This window comes from Salinicola sp. 4072 (assembly GCF_036663415.1).
In the GTDB taxonomy this organism is placed as follows: Bacteria; Pseudomonadota; Gammaproteobacteria; order Pseudomonadales; family Halomonadaceae; genus Salinicola; species Salinicola salarius_A.
The window spans coordinates 74530-94921 of sequence record NZ_JAXOVV010000003.1; the positions used below are offsets into that span (position 1 = coordinate 74530).

Here is a 20392-nt window from a genome sequence, read left to right on the forward strand (position 1 = left end):
GTTAGACTGGAATTTCACCAGTGAGCGCGAGCCGTGCGACGGCGACCCCGTCGCTCCCCGGGTCGAGCTTTGTTATTCAGGCTGCCGTGTCTCGCGACCGCCATGCCTGACCCTCAGAAAACGCAGACTCTCGTGCCGTGATCGGCCTTGGTCGCTTTTTCTCGATGGAGGGATCGTACAAGGACCCCCAGATGACATCCGATTGTAGCCCTCGCTATCTGGCGAGCGATAACACCTCCGGCATTTGCCCGGAAGCCCTCGATTACCTGATTCGGGCCAATGCCAGCGATGATCTCGCTTACGGCAATGATGCCTGGACCCATCGCGCTGCGGATCGTTTTCGCGAGCTTTTCGATTACGACTGTGACGTCTTCTTCGTCTTCAATGGCACGGCCGCCAACTCGCTGTCGCTAGCGGCGCTGGGGCAGAGCTATCACAGCGTAATCTGTCACGAGCTGGCCCACATCGAGACCGACGAGTGCGGCGGCCCGGAGTTCTTTTCCAACGGCTCCAAACTGCTGACCAGCCCCGGTGAAGATGGCAAGCTGACGCCCGAAGGCATCGAGCGGCTGGTGGTGAAGCGTAACGACATTCACTATCCCAAGCCGCGGGTCGTCTCGATCACCCAGGCCACCGAGGTGGGCACGGTCTATTCCCGCGAGGAGCTGTTGGCGATCCGCACCGTCGCGGACAAGTATGATCTGCGTGTCCATATGGACGGCGCCCGTTTCGCCAACGCCTGCAGTGCCTTGGGGGCGTCTCCGGCCGAGCTGACCTGGCAGGCCGGGGTCGACGTGCTCTGTTTCTCCGGCACCAAGAACGGCTTGCCGATGGGCGAGGCGATTCTGTTCTTCAACAAGGAACTGGCCGAGGATTTTCCCTACCGCTGCAAGCAGGCGGGTCAGCTGGCTTCCAAGATGCGCTTCATCGCCGCACCTTGGCTGGGGCTGCTGGAATCCGGCGCCTGGAGAAGCAATGCCGACCATGCCAATGCCATGGCGCGTTATCTCGCCGAGGGGTTGGCCGCGCTACCCGGTGCTTCGCTGATGTTTCCGACGCAGGCCAACAGCGTCTTCGTCAGTTTGCCCGAGCCGGTCATTTCGCAATTGCGCGCCAAGGGCTGGACCTTTTATACCTTCATCGGCGCTGGCGGTGCGCGGTTCGTCTGCTCCTGGAACACCACTTCCGAGCTGCTCGATCAATTGCTGGCCGACGCCCGGGCCGCTTTCGACGCGCCCTGATGCATCCGGCGCCCTGAGGTCTCGGGCGCCGGTTTTCTCGCCTTTTTCTCCTTGCTCGATTCGCGAACGAATTTTGTCGTGATTTTTCTATGAGTTACCGGAAATCGCGCGACGCAGTGCGTTTTGTCGGCGCAAAATTCCCCGTGCATCGAAACCGGATCGTGGTAGCGTGTTCTAAAGCGTGTGTTCCGACGCTGCGTTGAAAAGGCTCGCGAAACGGGTCTGTCCGACGCTTCGTGCATCTGTCTATGTCTGTCTATGCTGTTAGTCAGCTAGCCCGGCTGGCAGGGCATCCGTCCTGTGCGGTTGGGGGTCATGACCAGGAGGCTTCCATGAGCATCTTCGATCACGTGCAGAGCCGTTACGAACAGGTTCAACAGGAAGAAATGAGCCTGCAGGAATATCTAGAGCTGTGCCGGAAAGATCCCCGTGTCTACGCCAACGCCGCCGAGCGGATGCTGAGTGCCATCGGGGAACCGGAAGCGATCGACACGGCCAAGGATCCTCGCCTTTCCCGTATTTTCTCCAACAAGGTCATTCGCCGCTATCCCGCCTTTGCCGAGTTCTACGGCATGGAAGAGGCGATCGAGCAGATCGTCTCCTATTTCCGTCATGCCGCTCAGGGGTTGGAGGAGCGCAAGCAGATTCTCTACCTGCTGGGCCCGGTCGGTGGCGGCAAGTCGTCGCTGGCCGAACGCCTGAAGCTGCTCATGGAGCGCGTACCGTTCTATGCGATCAAGGATTCGCCGGTCTACGAATCGCCGCTCGGGCTGTTCTCGCCTGAGGAAGATGGCGAGCTGCTCGAGAAGGAATACAACATTCCCCAGCGCCACCTGCGGGGGCCGATGTCGCCCTGGGCGGCCAAGCGCCTCAAGGAGTTCGGCGGGGATCTGTCGCAGTTCCGCGTGGTGCGTCTGCATCCGTCGCGACTCAATCAGATTGCGGTGTCCAAGACCGAGCCTGGCGACGAGAACAACCAGGATATCTCGTCATTGGTGGGCAAGGTCGATATCCGTCAGTTGGAGCTCTATTCCCAGGACGACCCGGATGCCTACAGCTTCTCCGGCGGCCTGTGCAAGGCCAACCAGGGGCTGATGGAGTTCGTCGAGATGTTCAAGGCGCCGATCAAGGTGCTGCATCCGCTGCTCACGGCCACGCAGGAGGGGAACTACAACCCCACCGAGGGCATGGGGGCGATTCCGTTCGATGGCATCATCATGGCCCACTCCAACGAGAGCGAGTGGCAGCAGTTCCGCAACAATCGCAACAACGAGGCATTTCTCGACCGCGTCTATATCGTCAAGGTGCCTTATTGCCTGCGCGTTTCCGAAGAGATCAAGATCTATCAGAAGCTGCTGGAGCATTCGTCGCTCAACGAAGCCCCCTGCGCGCCGGATACGCTGCGCATGCTGGCGCAGTTTTCGGTGCTGTCGCGGCTCAAGGAGCCGGAAAACTCGAGCATCTACTCCAAGATGCGGGTCTACGATGGCGAGAACCTGAAGGATACCGACCCCAAGGCCAAGTCGATCCAGGAGTATCGCGACGCGGCCGGGGTCGATGAAGGCATGAACGGACTCTCCACCCGTTTCGCCTTCAAGATCCTCTCTAAGGTGTTCAACTTCGATGCCCACGAGATCGCCGCCAATCCGGTACACCTGCTTTACGTGCTGGAGCAGGCGCTGGAACGCGAACAGTTGCCCAAGGAGGTCCACGAGCGCTACCTGCGGTTTATCAAGGAGTACCTGGCGCCGCGCTACGTCGATTTCATCGGCAAGGAGATCCAGACTGCGTATCTCGAGTCCTATACCGAGTACGGCCAGAACATCTTCGACCGCTACGTGACCTACGCCGACTTCTGGATCCAGGATCAGGAGTATCGCGATCCGGAAACGGGCGAGCTGTTCGACCGGCAATCGCTCAACGAGGATCTCGAGAAGATCGAGAAGCCCGCCGGGATCTCCAATCCCAAGGACTTCCGCCACGAGGTCGTCAATTTCGTGCTGCGCGCGCGCGCTCACAACAACGGCATGAACCCGAGCTGGCAGTCCTACGAGAAGCTCCGCGGCGTGATCGAGCACAAGATGTTCGCCAATACCGAAGAGTTGCTGCCGGTCATCTCGTTCAATGCCAAGGCATCGGCGTCGGATCAGCGCAAGCACGAGGATTTCGTCGATCGCATGGTGCAGCGCGGCTATACCGAAAAGCAGGTGCGCCTGCTCTCCGAGTGGTATCTGCGGGTGCGCAAGTCGCACTAGCACGTGGTTAGTTGATGTCAGCAGGAGCGGCGGCTGCGAGTCGGGCCGCGCTCCCCGAGGCAGCGGCCATTCTCGGATGGCCACTATCGCAGCCGGTCTGCGGGAGGTGCCATGAGTTACTTCATCGATCGACGCCCCAACGCACGCCACAAGAGTGCGGTCAATCGTCAGCGGTTCTTGCAGCGCTATCGTTCCCACATCAAGCGCGCCGTGGAAGAGTCGGTGAATCGGCGCTCGATCACCGATATGGAGCGCGGCGAAAAGGTCTCGATTCCCACCAAGGATATCTCCGAACCCTCGTTTCAACATGGGCCGGGTGGTCGGCGTACGGTAGTGAGTCCGGGAAACAAGGAGTTTGCCGAGGGGGATCGGTTGCGCCGTCCTGGGGGCGGAGGCGGTGGTGGCGGCAGTGGCGAAGGGCAGGCAGGGAATCAGGGCGAGGGCATGGACGAGTTCGTGTTCTCGCTGTCACGAGAAGAGTTTCTCGATTTCGTTTTCGATGGCCTGGAGCTGCCGCATCTGGAGCGCAAGCAGCTGCAGGTTCTGGAGGAGACCCGGCCGGTAAGGGCTGGCATCTCCAAGGAGGGCGTGCCGGCGCGCATCAATATCGTGCGTTCGATGCGCGAGGCCCAGGCCCGGCGTATCGGCATGCGGGCGCCATTGAAACGGGCACTGCGCGAGGCCCAGGAGGCGCTCGACACCGAAGAGCGCAAGGATCCGGTATTGCGCAATCCGGCGCGTATCGATGAGCTGAAATCCGAGATTGCCAGGCTGGAGAAGCGGATTGCGTCGATTCCGTTTCTGGATACCTACGACCTGCGCTACAACCACCTCACCCATCAGCCCATGCCGTCGAACCAGGCCGTGATGTTCTGCATCATGGACGTCTCCGGCTCGATGACCCAGGCGCACAAGGATATCGGCAAGCGCTTCTTCCTGCTGCTCTATCTGTTTCTCGAACGCAATTACGAGAAGGTCGAGCTGGTGTTCGTGCGTCACCATACCGTGGCCAAGGAGGTCGACGAAGAGGAGTTCTTCTATTCACGTGAGACCGGCGGCACGATCGTCTCCAGTGCTCTGACGCTGGTCAACAGCATCATCGAGGCGCGCTACGCGCCCGAGCAGTGGAACCTCTACGTGGCGCAGGCCAGTGATGGCGACAACTGGGATGACGATTCGTCGAACTGCCTCGAGCTGCTTAACGAGTCGTTGATGCGCAAGTTGCAGTACTTCACCTATGTGGAGATCACGCCTCACGCCCACCAGGCGCTGTGGGAGGCTTACGACACGGTGCGGGCGGCCTATCCCGAGCGCTTCGCCATGCAGCAGATCGTTCAGGCGGAAGATATCTATCCGGTCTTTCGCGAGCTCTTTCGTCAGCGTGCGCAAGGCTGACATCGATGTCGCAGGCAGCAGGACGGGACGGACGCAGCGAGGAAACCACGATGACGCGACGCAAGCCCATAGCCACCGGTTCGGATTGGAACTTCGAGGCGCTCGAGACCTACGAGCGTGCCATCGCCGAGTTGGCCAGGGAGTATCGGTTGGATACCTATCCCAACCAGATAGAGATCATCACCTCCGAGCAGATGATGGATGCCTACGCCAGCGTGGGCATGCCGATCGGCTACCATCACTGGTCGTTCGGCAAACAGTTCCTGTCAGTGGAGCAGGCCTACCGTCGCGGCCAGATGGGGCTGGCCTATGAGCTGGTGATCAATTCCGACCCCTGCATCGCTTATCTGATGGAAGAGAATTCGCTGATGATGCAGGTGTTGGTCATCGCGCATGCCTGCTACGGGCACAACTCGTTCTTCAAGGGCAATTACCTGTTTCGAACCTGGACCGATGCTTCGGCGATCGTCGATTACCTGGTCTTTGCACGCAGCTATGTCGCCAAGTGCGAAGAGCGTCACGGGGTCGAGGCCGTCGAGCAGCTTCTCGATGCCTGCCACGCCCTGCAGAACTACGGCGTCGATCGCTACAAGCGACCCTCTCCGATTTCGGCCGGTGAAGAGGCGCGCCGCCAGGAGGAGCGGGAGGCGTATCTGCAGACGCAGGTCAATCGACTCTGGAGCACGATTCCGCCGGTGGTGAGCGAGCTGGCCCAGGAGCCGCTGCACGATCACGAGAACGACCCGCTGGGGCTGCATCGTCATGGCCGCTATCCCAGCGAACCGCAGGAGAACCTGCTCTATTTCCTCGAAAAGAATGCACCGCTGCTGGAGCCATGGCAGCGCGAGATCGTGCGTATCGTGCGTAAGCTTGCCCAGTATTTCTATCCGCAGCGTCAGACCCAGGTGATGAACGAAGGCTGGGCGACGTTCTGGCACTACACCCTGATGAACCGCCTGTATGACGACGGGTTGATCGACGAGGGCATCATGCTCGAGTTCCTGCAGTCGCATACCTCGGTCGTCACTCAGCCGGGTTTCGACAGCCCTTATTTCAACGGTATCAATCCCTACGCACTGGGGTTCGCGATGTTCAGCGATATCCAGCGCATCTGCCGGGCACCGACCGACGAGGACCGCGAGTGGTTCCCGGACATCGCCGGCAGCGACTGGCTGGAGACGCTGCATTTCGCGATGCAGAACTTCAAGGACGAATCGTTCATTCAGCAGTTCCTGTCGCCCAAGGTGATTCGCGATCTCAAGCTGTTCAGCCTGGTCGATGACGATCGCGACGACAGTCTCCAGATCGAGGCGATTCACGACGACCGCGGCTATCGCCGGATCCGCGAGGCGTTGAGCGTGCAGTACGCGTTATCCGCTCGGGAGCCCAACATCCAGGTCTGGGAAGCCGACATTCGCGGTGATCGTTCGCTGACGCTGCGCCATGTGCAGGATCGACGCCGTCCGCTGGGGCAGAGCCTGTTTCCGGTCATGCGCTATCTGCACCAGTTGTGGGGATTTCCCATCAAGCTCGAATCGACGGAAGGGGACGATATCGTGCGTCGCTACCAATGGCCGATTCCCGAGCCGACGCGAGAATCGGCGTGAATACGCCCGTGCGGCATGTCCCGTCGCAGAGCTGATATACTCGCCCGATCGCTATCATTCTGGTTATGGGTCTGCCGGTTGCGGGCCTGATTCGGTGGGAGAGGGAAATGCAGAACGCCGTCATTCTGATCAATGTCGAAAAGGGCCGGATTCGCGGTGTCGCCGAACAGCTGGCCGACCTGGAAGGAATCAGCGAAGTCTATTCGACCTGCGGTCGCTATGACCTGATCGCCATCGCCCGCACGCGGGATTTCGAGTCTCTGGCCACGCTGGTGACCGAGCGCTTGATGAGCGTCGAGGGGATTCGCGACACCGAGACGCTCAATGCCATGCAGGTGCATTCGCGCCACGATCTCGACGCCATGTTCTCCGTCGGTCTCTAAGTCCCGGTGGCGCGTCGTCGCAGGCGAGGGCTGCTGGGGCAGCTGGCTCGCTCGTCCCGAATCGGGCTCGTTTTTGTCGTCGTCATCAGCGGGCTGTGGTACTGGCAGGAAGGTGATGTCCGTGATCGGCTCAGTTGGATGGGCGTGCCGGAGTGGCAGTGGAACGACTGGCGGAGCTGGAACCGAGTGCTGCGCAACGACGGCTTCCTGGTCGGGTGGTCGGACGTGCGGGGCGAAGCATTGTGGGTGGGCTACGTGCTGAACCGGGTCGATAGCCCCCGCAGTCAGCCGCGGCCCGATCGCTTCGAGCCCGACTGGCGTAGCCTGTGGCCGATCGGCAGCGACGACTACACCCATAGCGGCTACGACCGGGGGCATCTGGCGCCGAATTATGCGATGTCGGTCGTTCACGGCCGCGATGCGCAGCTGGCCAGTTTCCTGATGACCAACATCACCCCGCAACGGCCCAAGCTCAATCGGCAGCTTTGGCAACGCCTGGAGGAGGCCGTCATCGATGACTTCGTGCCGCGCTTCGGCCGCGTGTGGGTCGTCACCGGACCGGTCTTCGACGATCAGCTACTGCATCGGGTGGGCTTTACCCAGGTCCCCGTGGGCTTCTACAAGATACTGGTCGTTCCCGGTCAGACGCCGCGGGCGCTGGCATTTCTCATGCCCCAGGACGTCAGCGGCAACGAGCCGCTGGCTCGCTTTCTGGTCACTGTCGATGAGATCGAGGCGCATACCGGGCTCGATTTCTTTCCGCAACTGCCCGATTCCATCGAGCGTCAGATGGAAGGGTACGTGGAAACTGCCGGTTGGGGGCTGGAAGCCGTTTCGACACGTCCGGGGCGTTATCAGTAACGTCCGTGGACGTCGGCCCTGAATCTTGGTATTGAGCGTGCGATGGAAGCAGGCAATGCTTCGAAAACGGGAGATGCAGGAATAGCAGAGAGAAGAGGACTGCGAGGAAACAATGACATGACACATGGTGCCCAGGAGAGGACTTGAACCTCCACGTCCGTAAGGACACTAGCACCTGAAGCTAGCGCGTCTACCAATTCCGCCACCTGGGCATGTCATGCAAATCTGATACTGCAGTCTGGATGGTGCCCGGAAGAGGACTTGAACCTCCACGTCCGTAAGGACACTAGCACCTGAAGCTAGCGCGTCTACCAATTCCGCCATCCGGGCTTATCCGGCCTTGAATGCATGGCTTTCGTGAATTCTCATTCCCGAAAGCGCCATCGCCGTAAGCGATGGTGCCCAGAAGAGGACTTGAACCTCCACGTCCGTAAGGACACTAGCACCTGAAGCTAGCGCGTCTACCAATTCCGCCATCTGGGCCAAGGCGCGATGCATAATACCGACTCTGTGTCCGAATGCAAGCATCTCATGCGCGTTGATATATCCCGCTCGGTCATGGTCTTGCGGTGCGGCGATGCGCGCCGCGGCACGGGCAATTGGTCACATTGGACAGTGCATGGTTGGGTCGAACAGGCGTGGCCGCTATACTTGGGGCATGAATCCCAAAAAATCGAACGGCCCAGGCCGCCCGCCGCGTGACTATTCTCTACAAATCAGGCCCCGCTGGCTCAACGCAAGGATGATGGTTGCATGACTCATTGGACGTTGAACGACGATCCGCACGCGGCTCGCGAAACCCAGAAATACGATAACCCCGTGCCCAGTCGCGAATATCTGCTGTCGCGTCTGGAGGAGTACGGCAAGCCGATTACGCACGAAAACATGAGCGCCATGCTGGGGCTCGAGGACGAGAACCAGCTGGAAGCCGTGCGTCGGCGCCTGGCCGCCATGGAACGCGACGGTCAGATCCTCAGGGACCGCAAGGGCGCCTATGCCCTGATCGACAAGCTCGACCTGATCAAGGGCCGGGTGCAGGGCCACCGGGATGGGATGGGCTTTCTGATTCGCCACGATGGCGTCAAGCCTGACCTGGTGTTGCCGCCGCGTCAGATGCGCCGCGTCTTCGATGGCGATGTGGTGCTGGCGCGCATCAGCGGTCGGGATCGTCGTGGTCGCGCCGAAGGCACCATAGCCGAAGTGCTGGCGCGCAATACCCAGACGCTGGTCGGCGTGTTCCGTCAGAACACCTCGGAATTCGCCGTGTTGATACCGGAGAACTCCCGCATCAGCCAGGAAGTGATCATCCCGCACAGCGTCAGCGGTGGCGCAAGAGACGGCCAGATCGTGTCGGTGCGTATCACCCAGCAGCCGGAAACCCGCAAGCAGCCGGTCGGCGAGGTGGTGGAGATCCTGGGGGAGAGGATGGACCCCGGTCTCGAGATCGATATCGCGATTCGTTCCCACGATATCCCGGCAGAGTTTCCGCCGGAAGTGGAACATCAGATCGCTGGCATGTCGGCCGAAGTGAAGGAAGAGGACAAGGTGGCGCGCATCGATCTGCGCGAGATGCCGTTGGTGACCATCGACGGCGAAGACGCCAAGGATTTCGACGACGCCGTCTGTGCCTGGAAGACGAAATCCGGGAGCTGGAAACTGGTCGTGGCGATTGCCGATGTTTCCCATTACGTCCGTGGCGGCAGTGCGCTGGATAACGAGGCCCATATTCGCGGCAACTCGGTCTACTTCCCTGGTCAGGTCGTGCCGATGCTGCCGGAGCTGCTCTCCAATGGGCTCTGTTCGCTCAATCCGCACGTCGATCGCCTGACCATGGTCTGCGAAATGAACATCTCGCAGAACGGAACGATCAGCCGCTACAAGTTCTACGAGGCGGTGATCCAGTCTCATGCGCGACTGACCTACAACCAGGTCGGCACCATGCTGGAGGAGCCGGATGGCGAAGAGGGAACGGCGCTACGCGAGCAGTATCGCGAGCTGGTGCCTTCGCTCGAGAATTTGCACGCGCTCTACCAGGTGCTGCGCAAGGCGCGGGAAGTGCGTGGCGCCATCGACTTCGATACCACCGAAACGCAGATCGTCTTCAACGACGAGCGCAAGATCGAAAAGATCGTCCCGCGCAGCCGCAACGACGCCCACAAGCTGATCGAGGAGTGCATGCTGGCCGCCAACGTGGCCACGGCGCGCTTCCTCGACAAGCATGACCTGCCCGCGCTCTATCGTGTTCACCAGTCGCCAGCCTCGGAGCGGCTGGAGAACCTGCGCGTGTTCCTGGGCGAGCTGGGCCTGACCTTGGGTGGTGGCGATGAGCCGACACCCAAGGATTATCAGGCGCTGCGAGAGGCGATTCAGGGTCGCCCGGACTTCGATATCATCCAGACCGTAATGCTGCGCTCGATGAGCCAGGCCGTCTATTCGCCGCAGAACGATGGGCACTTCGGTCTCGCCTATCAGGCGTACGCACATTTCACCTCGCCGATCCGCCGCTATCCGGATCTGCTGGTCCATCGTGCGATCCGCTCCGTCATTCGAGGGCCGCGCCAGACGCAGACCGTGCTGCGTGCCGAGGGGGCGCCGGTGGAAAAACCCTCCACCTGGTGCCCGTACACCTTCGAGCAGATGATCGAGCTGGGCGAGCACTGCTCGATGACCGAGCGCCGTGCCGACGAGGCGACCCGCGACGTGACCGACTGGCTGAAGTGCGAGTTCCTCTCGGACAAGGTTGGCGAGGTCTACGAAGGCACGATCGCCTCGGTGACGCAGTTCGGGATCTTCGTGCGTCTCGACGACGTCTACGTGGAAGGGCTGGTGCATGTCACTTCCCTGCCATCCGACTACTACCACTACGAAGCCGAGAAACACCGCCTCAAGGGCGAGCGCAGTGGCGTTGCCTATCGTCTGGGCGATGGAGTGACCGTTCGCGTGGCGCGTGTGGATCTCGACGACCGCAAGATCGATTTCGATCTGGCCGATGCGACGCCGCGTCATCACCGTACGCCACGTAGTCATAAGCCCGGTGCAGAAGCCAATGACAGCGCTGCGCCGGCCAAGAAGTCATCAGGCAAGAATCGCCCCGGCAAGCGCGAGCGTCAGGGTGCCTCTACCGGCAACGAAGAGGGCGGTGCGCCCAAGCGCCGGTCTCGCGGTCCGCGCCAGCGTCGAGGCAAGCGATGAACGCGTTGATCGTTGTAGGCGTGGTGCCAGGCGGGTCAAGGTGGGTGATGCCATGAGCCGTTCAGCGAACCGGCGCCAATCGGCCAGAACGGGGGATTGTCCCCGCACGCCAGACGGGCTGGAGCCGGTCTACGGAGTGCATGCCGTTCGGGCGTTGTTCGAGCGGGGGCAGCCGCCCAGGGTGCTGTGGATTCAGCAAGGGCACGCCGAGCACCGTCTGGAAGCCCTGCTGCAGCTGGCTCATGCGGCGGGCTGTGATTTGAAACGAGTGGGGCGAGAAACACTGGACGGGATTTCCAACCAGGCCTCCCACCAGGGCGTGATCGGATTCTGCGAACCGCTGGTCGCGGAAAGCGAAACTACCTTGTGGTGGCGCCTCGAGCAGTGGCTGGCGGACAAGCCCCTGCTGCTACTGATCCTCGATGGCGTCACGGACCCGCACAACCTGGGCGCTTGCCTGCGTAGTGCCGATGCTGCCGGTGTCAATGGCGTGATCGTGCCCAAGGACAAGTCCGCACCGCTGAACGCCACCGTACGCAAGGTGGCCTGTGGCGCGGCCGAACTCGTTCCGGTGTTTCAGGTCACCAACCTGGCGCGCTGCATGGAGAAGCTCAAGCAGCAGGGCGTCTGGATCACCGGCACCGCCGGCGAGGCCGATGCGCTCGTCTATGATGCCGATTTCACCGTGCCCTGCGCGCTGGTAATGGGCGCGGAAGGCAAGGGCCTGCGCCGCTTGACTCGCGAAGCCTGCGATGGGCTGGTCAAGCTGCCGATGCAGGGCGGGGTTTCCAGCCTCAACGTTTCGGTTGCCACCGGGATTTGCCTGTTCGAAGCCGTCCGCCAGCGCGGGCTCGTTGCCGCCGGTTGAGCTTGCACCCGGTGGCCCCTGTCTCTACAATTGCGCGGTTCTATGGGCAGGCTATGCTCATGGAATGCGGCTCCGTTCCGGGGTATATCCGATTCGCCAGGCTTGCCTGATGGCTCGGAAGCGCCGGGATAGAGCGCCAATTGGTCTGAATATTCGGATGTAGATGCGGTCGAGTACCGCAATCCGGTATCGACTCCTTGCTTCTCGTGGTAGCCATCTCTTGATGATCGGCACCGCGCGGAAGCTGCCAAACCGAAAGGAGCTAACATGCGTCATTATGAAATCGTGTTCATGGTCCATCCGGACCAGAGCGAGCAGGTTCCGGCCATGGTCGAGCGCTACACCAGCCTCGTCACCGAAAACGGCGGTACCGTGCATCGTCTCGAAGACTGGGGTCGCCGTCACCTGGCTTACCCGATCAACAAGATCCACAAGGCACATTACGTGCTGATGAACATCGAATGCAGCGGCGAGACCCTCGACGAGATCGAGAACATCTTCCGCTTCAACGATGCCATCATCCGCAGCATGATCGTGCGCAGCAAAGAGGCCGTGACCGAAGCCTCGCCGATGATGAAGCCGGCTGAAGAAAAGAGCCGTCGCCGTGACGACAAGTCCTCCGAGCGTGGCGATCGTGAGCGTTCTGAGCGCCCCGAGCGTTCCGAAACTGCCGCAGAAACCAACTGATCCGATTTCGCTAAGGAGAGACTCTCATGGCACGTTTTTTCCGTCGCCGTAAGTTCTGCCGCTTCACCGCCGAAGGCGTGAAGTACATCGACTACAAAGACATCGATACGCTGAAGGCCTACGTCACCGAAACCGGCAAGATCGTTCCGAGCCGCATTACGGGTACCCAGGCACGCTACCAGCGTCAGCTGTCCACCGCTATCAAGCGGGCGCGTTACCTGGCGCTGCTGCCGTACTCCGACAGCCACCAGTAAACCCTGATTCGGTATCCTTGATCGGTAAACCTGAGTTTCGGTAAACCCAGGTTTCGGTAAACCACAGCGAGGCATCATGCTGGTACTGGCCCGTTGGATCATGCGCGGTACGCCGCAGGCCGTTGCGGCAGCCGCACTGACAGCGCTGGTGCCTTGGTTATTCTGGTTCAGCGCTGCCGTGGTGGGACTCGTCACTTTGCGCCGAGGCATGACGACCGCAGCACCGGTACTGATCGCAGCGGCGCTGCCCGCCGGCTGGTGGTGGGTACAGGGCGACGCGGTTCCGCTGGCCAGCATTCTGCTGGTGACGCTGATGGCGACGGTACTGCGATCGCGCATGCGCTGGACGGAAGCCCTGATCGTCGGCAGCGTGGTCTGTATGGCGATGGTCCAGTTGGGGATCTTCCTCCCCGCGGGTGGTACCGAATCGCTGCTGGCGGAGCTGCGCCAAAGCTCGTCAGAGGTCGGACGCATGCTGGATCAGTTATCGGCGCAGGGCGTCGATACCGAAATGATGGCAGCGCTGGTGATCGGCGGAGCGACCGGCTTGGTGGTATTGCTCGCCGGAATTGCCTGCCTGGCACTGGCCCGCAGTTGGCAGGCCGGGCTCTACAATCCCGGCGGGTTTCGCGAGGAGTTTCACGCACTGAGGCTTTCGCGAAAGCAGCTTCTGCTACTGGTCGCGCTGATGGGGCTGGGGGTAGTGCTGGCCGTCCCCGCTGCCAGCCTGCTGGCCTGGGTGCCGTTACTGGTCGCCGGTGTGGCGCTGGTACATGGGTTTATCGGTTTGAAGGGAATGAGCGGGTTCTGGCTGGTAGGCTTCTATGCCTTGCTGTTGACCACCTGGCCCACGATTCTGATTGTACTGCTGTTGGCGTTGGTAGATACCTTCGCGGATTTTCGCGGCCGCCTGACACGCAGTGATTGACGAGAGGTTCACGAGAATGGAAGTCATTCTGCTCGATAACATCGGCAAGCTGGGCTATCTGGGTGACAAGGTCACCGTCAAGCCCGGTTACGGCCGTAATTACCTGGTTCCTTACGGCCTGGCCGTACCGGCAACCAAAGACAACGTCGAAGCGTTCGAAGCACAGCGTGCCGAGCTCGAAGCCCAGGCTGCCGAGCGCAAGGCCCAGGCCGAAACACGCGCCGCTCAGCTCGCCGAGATCGAGCTGTCTCTGGTCGCCAAGGCGGGTGAAGAAGGCAAGCTGTTCGGCTCCATCGGCCCGCGTGACCTGGCCGAAGCCATGGCACAGGCCGGTATCGAAGTCGCCAAGAGCGAAGTGCGCATGCCGGAAGGTCCGATTCGCCAGACCGGTGAATACGACATCGCGCTGCAGCTGCACGCCGAAGTCACTTCCAGCGTTCGCGTCGTGGTCGTGGCCGAGTAAAGCTCGACTTCTATCGCCGATGTGACGTCTGGCTCAAGGCACGTAGGGCTTACCGCCCTACGTGCCTTTTTCGTGATCGGCAGGCGACGAACGACTGGGTAGAATGGGCGCCAGACCACTCCCGCTTGTCCAGCGCGCGATCATTCAGCGCAAGATGACATAGGTGAACGCCAAGCATGAACCAACGCGTCGACAACGATCAGGAAACCGCGCAGCTGAAGGTACCGCCGCACTCGCTCGAGGCGGAGCAGTCGGTACTGGGCGGGCTGATGCTCGACAACAGCAGCTGGGATACGGTGTCGGAGCGTCTGGTGGCAGACGACTTCTACCGCCATGAGCACCGGTTGACGTTCAATGCGATGGCGGAGCTGGCCGAGAGCGCACATCCGCTCGATGTCGTGACCCTGTCGGAAGCGCTCGAACGCCGGGATCAGCTCGAAAGCGTAGGCGGGCTCGCCTATCTGGCGGAACTGGCACGCAATACGCCCTCTGCAAGCAATATCCGCGCCTATGCCGATATCGTTCGCGAGCGGGCGACGTTGCGCAAGCTGATCCAGGCCTCGCGCCAGATCGCCGACAGCGCCTATTCGCCGGAAGGGCGGCTGCCGGACGAGCTGGTCAACGAAGCCGAACGGCTGGTATTCCAGATCAGCGAGTCCCGGCCCAAGTTCGGTGGCCCCATCGGCATGAGCCAGCTGCTGACCAAGGCCGTCGATCGGATCGACGAGCTGTTCAACATGAAGGGCCAGATGACCGGGATCTCTACCGGGTTCCGCGATCTGGACGACATGACATCGGGTCTGCAGCCGTCGGACCTGGTGATCATCGCCGGGCGCCCGTCGATGGGCAAGACGACGTTCGCCATGAATCTGGTCGAACATGCCGTTGTCTCCAATGACAAGCCGGTCATCGTTTTCTCGATGGAGATGCCTGCCGAGTCGTTGATGCTGCGCATGCTCTCTTCCCTGGGCAGGATCGATCAGACACGCGTCCGAACCGGCCAGCTCGAGGACGAGGACTGGCCGCGGTTGACTTCGGCGGTCAACCTGCTCAAGGATCGCCAGCTGTTCATCGACGACACTCCGGCGCTTTCTCCCAATGAATTGCGCTCCCGCGTGCGCCGAATCGCTCGCGAGCACGGCAATATCGGTCTGGTGATGATCGACTACCTGCAGCTGATGCAGGTGCCGGGGCTTTCCGAGAATCGTACCGCAGAGATCTCCGAGATTTCGCGATCGCTGAAGGGCATCGCGAAGGAGTTCAACTGCCCGGTGGTGTCGCTGTCCCAGCTCAACCGATCACTGGAGCAGCGTCCCAACAAGCGGCCCGTAATGTCGGATCTGCGTGAGTCGGGTGCCATCGAGCAGGATGCCGATGTCATCGCCTTCGTCTATCGTGACGAGGTCTACAATACCGACAATCCCGACAACAAGGGGTTGGCGGAGCTGATTATCGGCAAGCAGCGTAACGGCCCGATCGGTACCGTCCATATGGCATTCATTGGCAAGTACACCCGTTTCGAGGATCTGGCGCCGGATAGTTACGGTCAGCACTACGAATAAGTCGGTACGTCCAGTTCGCGATACGTCCAGTTCGCGATACGTCCAGTTCGATACGTCCAGTTCGATACAACCGAAACATGTCGGCAGCGCCGACGTAGAAAAGACATCAAGGAGTCAAACCATGGCAGGCGGTTTTCAGCGAGGTCGTCGTCAGCGTGTGCCCAAGATCGAAGTGCGCGGCCAACTGGAGAAGCTCGAACGGGAAGGGCCGTTCAAGGAGTGGCTGGGCATGCCGGATCTCTATCGTCACTGGCTGACCGTCGACGGCGAGCTCTACAGTTACCAGACGGAAGACGCCGAATTGCCGGTAGCCGTCGGTGACCGGGTCGTGTTTCGCTACAAGGAAGCCAAGGCAGGAAATTGGATCGACCGCAACTCCCTAGGCAAGGCCATCGATCCTTCCGCTTACCAGTAGACTGTCGATCTTTCCCTGAAACGGCGCGTTCTTTCCATGTAATGTTTTGTGTCACCATGTTGTCATGACCTTGGGGCTCAATGGCGTTCATGGACCAATCCGCCGTTTCTCTTGCCCCCGGCTCTCTCGAAGCCCTGATCGCCCAGCGCGATCTGAACGTGCACTTTCAGCCTATCGTCTCCGTCGCCACCGGTCGGGTGCTGGCTTACGAGGCATTGTCCCGCGGGCCGCGAACCTCTCGCTTCTCCAGCCCGCTGGCAATGTTCCAGACGGCCCGTGACCGCGGTCTGCTGGCTTCCCTGGAGCGGGTCTGTCGCGAGAGGGCCTTCGAGCGCTGGGTCGAGACGGGGCTGGGTGAACTGCTGTTTCTCAATGTCAGTCCGGAAGTGCTGATCGACCCGGCCCACATCAGCGGCCAGACGTTACAATTGCTGTCCGATCATGGCCTGACACCGTCCCAGATCGTCATCGAAATTACCGAGCAGTCTCCCGGCATCGATCCAGAACTGATGGCCGAAGCCGCCGAGCATTATCAGTCGATGGGGTTCTCCATCGCGCTCGACGATCTCGGTGACGGCTACGCCGGGCTCAGGCTCTGGTCACAACTCAACCCCGACTACGTCAAGCTTGATCGCCACTTCGTGGCTGGGGTAGATCGCGACCGCGTGAAAAGGCGCTTCGTGCGGTCGATTATCGACATCGCACACAGCCTGGGAAGCCGCGTGGTTGCCGAGGGCGTCGAACGAGAGGAAGAGCTCGATACCCTGCTCGAACTCGGGGCCGACTACTGCCAGGGGTGGCTGTTCGCTCGTCCCGAACCGGCGCCTCAGCGATCGCGTGACGTACTGGAGTCGCGCCTGGTCGCCCTGGCGGCATCGCGTCGTCCGGCAGCGGCAGCCACGGAAATTCGCCGGCTGTGCGTACCCTTGCCGGCACTGACGACCACGCTCAGCATCGGAGAGGCCGCGGAGCGCTTCAGCCGTCTGCCTGAGGCCAATGCCCTGGCTGTGGTCGACGAGCAGGGAACGCCGGTGGGGTTGCTCGGCCGCCGGCAGTTGATGGCCTTGCTCGGCAACCGCTTCGGCTTCGATCTCTACGGCCGCCAGTCCATCGACAAGATCATGCAGAGAGGGGCGCTCTGCGTCGAGGCGGGGGAACCGCTCGAGCGCGTATCGCGCAAGGTGACCGGACGCGACGACTCGATGCGTGACGAGGACTTCATCATTACCGATGGCGGGCGCTATCTCGGCATCGGACACGTCATCAATCTTCTGCAGCTCTTTACCGAACAGCAGGTCCAGATCGCCCGCCAGGCCAATCCGCTGACTCAGCTTCCAGGGAATCGGCCGATCCGTGCAGCGCTGGAACATTATCGAAGCCAGGCAAGTCCCTTCGTTGCCTGTTATCTCGATCTGGACCATTTCAAGCCGTTCAACGATCGCTTCGGCTACGCAATGGGTGACCAGATGATCCTGACACTGGCGAGAGTGCTGAGCGATGCGGCGGGGCGGAACGACTTCCTGGGCCATCTCGGAGGCGACGACTTCATTCTTCTGCTCAACGACGATAGCGGCTTGCAGTCGAAACTGAGCCGGATCCAGCGCTGCTTTCGCGATGAGAGCCTGCAGTTGCTGCCGGAATCGGAGCGGCAGGCGGGCGGCTTTCATGCCAAGGATCGCTTCGATCAATGGCGATTCTTCCCCATCACCCGGCTTTCCATCACGGCGTTGCGGGTACCGCCCACCGCGCGGATCGACAATTTCGGTGATCTCTGGAGCCGCTTCAAAGGTGCGGCCAAGCGGGCCGAGAACGGGCGCGTTGTCGTGACCGTTCGCACGAATAGCGACGAAATCCCGCGCTGAACTCTCGTGGTGCAACATAGTCTTAATAAAGATGAGGCTCAATTGGCCGATTGTCCCGGTAAGGCCGAGGCGGATTCTGCATCGGCATTCGGGAAGCGGCTAGTCAAAGGTTCGGCAAGGAGTGCCGGCCTGCCGTAACGATTCCATACTCAACCCACAGGAGGGAACCATGGAGCTCAAGGAGCTTGAACACTATCAGCGACACCATGAAGACTTCGAAATACGGGTCATCGCCCATGCCGGCAGTCGCTACTATCAGGTCATGCTGGAGCCCGGGGATGGCGCCACGCAGGCCTTGACCCGGCGCGGCAAGCCGATGCTGTTTCGTTCGCTCGAGGACGTCTACGGCGAATTGAAACGGGCCGGCATCCATCGTGCCTACCTGGTTCAACAGGTCGCCAACGACGAGATCGTCGGCCACGAGCCGCATTATCACGATCCGCTGCTGTCGCGAATGCCGCTGGTCTTCTGATCCGGAAAGCGTCGGCTAGTCGACACGTCATTCATCAATCCATTTCATTCGCCAACCATTTCATTCATCAATTCAGTTCCCTCCGGCGAGTCGAAGAGTGACTTGCCTCGACACGGAGGGAAGTTCGCCGTCCACGCCTTTCCCCTCGTTCCTCTCCAGCTTCTCTGCCCCCGTTGAAACCGTCCAGGATGCCGAAACGATCGCCGAAGTGCGCTTCGATCAGCACGTTAACTTGGCTTGTGATGTCGTTCCGATACGGATACGGCGGCCGCTCGGCTTTCTGGAGCAGATTGCTGCTGGTTGCCATCGTCTTCGGGTCTGCTGTATGAACCTGATACCCTTTGTCGCGCAGGGTATCGGCAAAGTGGCGCATCATCGACAATATCAGCGGGCGGACGCGCCCATGGGTTATCCATAACTTATACACATGGTATTGATCGTATAAGATGATCGGGCCGGTTCACGCGGCAGTGGTAGAATTTCGTCCAAAGTCGGCAGGGAAAGGAGTGGTTTTATGGCGGCCCGTTTCGGAGTGCTGCTGGTCAATCTGGGAACGCCCGAGGCGCCCACGCCCAAGGCCGTAAGGCAGTATCTTGGCGAGTTCCTCGGCGATCCGCGGGTTATCGATGCGCCGCGCTGGCTGTGGTGGCCGATTCTGCATGGCGTCATTCTTCGCATCCGCCCGCCCAAGGTCGCCAAGGCCTATGCGTCGGTATGGCAGGAGGAAGGCTCGCCATTGCTGGCGATCGGCCGCCGCCAGCAGCGAGCGCTGCGCGAGCGTCTGGCGAGCCAGACGGGCGAGTCGATCCCGGTCGAGCTGGCGATGACCTATGGAAAGCCGAGCATGGAGGAGGCCGGCTTAAAGCTGCGGGAATCCGGCGTAGATCGCATCGTGGTGCTACCGCTCTATCCGCAGTTCTCGCGCACCACTACCGCTGCCGTATTCCAGCGGCTGGCCAAGGCACTGGAACCTTGCCCGCACCTGCCGGAGCTGCGCTTCGTGCGCGATTATCATGATCACCCCGACTATATTTCGGCTCTCGCTGCCAGCGTTCGCCAGCACTGGGAGGCCAACGGCGACCGCGGCCGGCTGCTGATGTCCTATCACGGCATCCCCAAGCGCTACGTCGACAACGGCGATCCCTATGCCAGGCATTGCGAGAAGACCAGCCGGCTGCTGGCGGAAGAGCTTGGACTGGGCGAGGGCGAGTGGTTCCAGAGCTATCAGTCGCGCTTCGGCCGTGAAGAATGGCTCAAGCCCTACACCGACGAGACGCTGAAGGCATGGGGCGCGGACAAGATCGAGTGTGTCGACGTCATCAGCCCGGCCTTCGCGGCGGACTGTCTCGAGACGCTCGAGGAGATCGATGCCGAGAATCGTCACTACTTCCAGGAAGCCGGAGGCGGGCGCTATCGCTATATTCCCGCCCTCAACGATCGCCCGGAGCACGTCACCCTGCTGACCAAGCTGGTCGAACAGCACACCGCCGGCTGGTGAAGCCGCCGGCGCGCCATCTCGGAGACGGCGCGCACTTTTCAGCGCTTAACCCTTCAAGGGAGGGGAGAGTCGCCTTGGGGGGCTTCCTCGATGGTGTGCTTGGGCTTCTCGCTCTCCAGCTCGACCGGATTGCCGCGGGTGCGGGGATCCGGTTTGAGCTTGTGGTGCAGGGCGCTCTTGGCCAGCATGTGTGCCGATACCGGCGCGGTGATGAACGCGAAGATCGTGATCAGCAGTTCCTGAACGATCGGGCCGTCTTCCTGGCTGAAATAGATCAGCGAACCGATCAGGGTGCAGCCGACCCCCAGCGTCGTCGTTTTCGAAGGGCCGTGCAGACGCATGTAGAAATCCTTCAAATGCGTCAGGCCCAGCGAGCCGATGAAGGCGAACGCGCCTCCGGCGACCAGCATGAAGGCGATCACGCCCTCGATGACCGTATTCAGCATCGT

General features: G+C 61.1%; 19 protein-coding genes and 3 tRNA genes. 17 read left to right on the forward strand and 5 right to left on the reverse strand.

The features are described 5' to 3' along the window. Positions 1-191 precede the first annotated feature (191 nt). The 6 genes from R3F72_RS03850 to R3F72_RS03875 all read left to right on the forward strand — a co-directional run bounded on the left by R3F72_RS03850 (position 192) and on the right by R3F72_RS03875 (position 7742). A complete protein-coding gene (locus R3F72_RS03850) occupies positions 192-1241 on the forward strand; it encodes a threonine aldolase family protein (protein WP_332778955.1) in 1050 nt (349 codons plus the stop codon). 332 nt (positions 1242-1573) lie between these two features. Then, complete coding sequence (locus R3F72_RS03855; protein WP_332778956.1) at positions 1574-3496, forward strand: PrkA family serine protein kinase; 1923 nt, start codon at positions 1574-1576, stop codon at positions 3494-3496. A 111-nt stretch (positions 3497-3607) separates the two neighbouring features. Next, positions 3608-4891: a YeaH/YhbH family protein gene (locus R3F72_RS03860; RefSeq protein ID WP_332778957.1), complete on the forward strand. Its 1284-nt coding sequence runs from the start codon at positions 3608-3610 to the stop codon at positions 4889-4891. A gap of 50 nt (positions 4892-4941) precedes the next feature. Next, positions 4942-6498, forward strand: a complete 1557-nt coding sequence (locus tag R3F72_RS03865) for a SpoVR family protein (protein WP_303853484.1) — start codon at positions 4942-4944, stop codon at positions 6496-6498. 107 nt (positions 6499-6605) lie between these two features. After that, positions 6606-6881: an Lrp/AsnC family transcriptional regulator gene (locus R3F72_RS03870; RefSeq protein WP_071231344.1), complete on the forward strand. Its 276-nt coding sequence runs from the start codon at positions 6606-6608 to the stop codon at positions 6879-6881. A gap of 6 nt (positions 6882-6887) precedes the next feature. After that, positions 6888-7742 (forward strand): DNA/RNA non-specific endonuclease, encoded by an 855-nt coding sequence (locus R3F72_RS03875; protein WP_332778958.1) that lies wholly within the window; start codon positions 6888-6890, stop codon positions 7740-7742. A gap of 125 nt (positions 7743-7867) precedes the next feature. Here R3F72_RS03875 and R3F72_RS03880 read toward each other — a convergent pair. The 3 genes from R3F72_RS03880 to R3F72_RS03890 all read right to left on the reverse strand — a co-directional run bounded on the left by R3F72_RS03880 (position 7868) and on the right by R3F72_RS03890 (position 8225). Beyond that, positions 7868-7954: transfer RNA gene (locus R3F72_RS03880), tRNA-Leu, on the reverse strand. A gap of 31 nt (positions 7955-7985) precedes the next feature. Next, positions 7986-8072 (reverse strand) — tRNA-Leu (locus R3F72_RS03885). A 66-nt stretch (positions 8073-8138) separates the two neighbouring features. Further along, a tRNA-Leu gene (locus R3F72_RS03890) sits at positions 8139-8225 on the reverse strand. 270 nt (positions 8226-8495) lie between these two features. On the opposite strand from R3F72_RS03890, the gene rnr reads away from it, so the two are divergent. The 10 genes from rnr to R3F72_RS03940 all read left to right on the forward strand — a co-directional run bounded on the left by rnr (position 8496) and on the right by R3F72_RS03940 (position 18445). Continuing rightward, positions 8496-10934 (forward strand): ribonuclease R, encoded by a 2439-nt coding sequence (rnr, locus tag R3F72_RS03895; RefSeq protein ID WP_087718261.1) that lies wholly within the window; start codon positions 8496-8498, stop codon positions 10932-10934. 52 nt (positions 10935-10986) lie between these two features. Continuing rightward, complete coding sequence (rlmB, locus tag R3F72_RS03900; RefSeq protein WP_087718334.1) at positions 10987-11802, forward strand: 23S rRNA (guanosine(2251)-2'-O)-methyltransferase RlmB; 816 nt, start codon at positions 10987-10989, stop codon at positions 11800-11802. A gap of 267 nt (positions 11803-12069) precedes the next feature. Further along, positions 12070-12489, forward strand: a complete 420-nt coding sequence (gene rpsF / locus R3F72_RS03905; RefSeq protein ID WP_071231347.1) for a 30S ribosomal protein S6 — start codon at positions 12070-12072, stop codon at positions 12487-12489. 26 nt (positions 12490-12515) lie between these two features. Next, entirely contained in the window at positions 12516-12743 is a 228-nt protein-coding gene (rpsR, locus tag R3F72_RS03910) for a 30S ribosomal protein S18 (RefSeq protein WP_035472385.1), read from the forward strand. 76 nt (positions 12744-12819) lie between these two features. Continuing rightward, positions 12820-13671 (forward strand): hypothetical protein, encoded by an 852-nt coding sequence (locus R3F72_RS03915; RefSeq protein ID WP_303853495.1) that lies wholly within the window; start codon positions 12820-12822, stop codon positions 13669-13671. Positions 13672-13687: 16 nt separating this feature from the next. Next, entirely contained in the window at positions 13688-14134 is a 447-nt protein-coding gene (rplI, locus tag R3F72_RS03920) for a 50S ribosomal protein L9 (RefSeq protein ID WP_303853497.1), read from the forward strand. 176 nt (positions 14135-14310) lie between these two features. Further along, on the forward strand, positions 14311-15696 hold the full coding sequence (gene dnaB / locus R3F72_RS03925) for a replicative DNA helicase (protein ID WP_071231350.1): 1386 nt from the start codon (positions 14311-14313) through the stop codon (positions 15694-15696). A gap of 121 nt (positions 15697-15817) precedes the next feature. After that, on the forward strand, positions 15818-16111 hold the full coding sequence (locus R3F72_RS03930) for a hypothetical protein (RefSeq protein WP_332778959.1): 294 nt from the start codon (positions 15818-15820) through the stop codon (positions 16109-16111). Positions 16112-16200: 89 nt separating this feature from the next. Next, positions 16201-17973, forward strand: coding sequence for a bifunctional diguanylate cyclase/phosphodiesterase (locus R3F72_RS03935; protein WP_179208836.1), 1773 nt, complete (start codon positions 16201-16203; stop codon positions 17971-17973). A 169-nt stretch (positions 17974-18142) separates the two neighbouring features. Next, complete coding sequence (locus R3F72_RS03940; RefSeq protein WP_071231353.1) at positions 18143-18445, forward strand: DUF6482 family protein; 303 nt, start codon at positions 18143-18145, stop codon at positions 18443-18445. Between the two features lie 67 nt (positions 18446-18512). Here the strand turns inward: R3F72_RS03940 and R3F72_RS03945 are convergent, their stop codons facing one another. Continuing rightward, positions 18513-18821: a hypothetical protein gene (locus tag R3F72_RS03945; protein WP_087718256.1), complete on the reverse strand. Its 309-nt coding sequence runs from the start codon at positions 18819-18821 to the stop codon at positions 18513-18515. Positions 18822-18959: 138 nt separating this feature from the next. Between R3F72_RS03945 and hemH the strand changes: the two genes are divergently transcribed. Next, positions 18960-19943, forward strand: coding sequence for a ferrochelatase (gene hemH / locus R3F72_RS03950; RefSeq protein ID WP_332778960.1), 984 nt, complete (start codon positions 18960-18962; stop codon positions 19941-19943). 53 nt (positions 19944-19996) lie between these two features. Here the strand turns inward: hemH and R3F72_RS03955 are convergent, their stop codons facing one another. Beyond that, positions 19997-20389: a Na+/H+ antiporter subunit G gene (locus R3F72_RS03955; RefSeq protein ID WP_179208835.1), complete on the reverse strand. Its 393-nt coding sequence runs from the start codon at positions 20387-20389 to the stop codon at positions 19997-19999. Positions 20390-20392 lie beyond the last annotated feature (3 nt).